We start from the raw sequence: 238 nt of genomic DNA on the forward strand, positions 1-238 counted from the left end.
CTCCTGGCTCACTCGAATTCAGCCCCATGAGGTCCAGGTCGCCCTGGTCGCGCAGTTCATCGAGCGCGTCTTCCTCGAGCACGGCGCAGACTTCGCCAGTCTCGCGATGCAGGATACGCAGGTAAGGGTGGGGGCGGTCGAGCCAGGCGTCGATCAGATAGGTCATGGCTACTCTCCTTGGATAGCGGTTCCAATGAGAATAATTCTTATTATCAAAATAGCAAGAGACTATTGGAAG

The 238-nt window shown here is 55.5% G+C and carries 1 protein-coding gene; it reads right to left on the minus strand.

Features of this window, described 5'->3' with window-relative positions:
• On the minus strand, positions 1-166 hold a 166-nt coding region (locus FQ668_RS02380), incomplete at its 3' end, for a hypothetical protein (RefSeq protein WP_144179880.1).
• Positions 167-238: the final 72 nt, after the last annotated feature.

It is taken from the genome of Pseudomonas sp. Kh14 (assembly GCF_900291005.1).
GTDB classification, from domain to species: domain Bacteria; phylum Pseudomonadota; class Gammaproteobacteria; order Pseudomonadales; family Pseudomonadaceae; genus Aquipseudomonas; species Aquipseudomonas alloputida.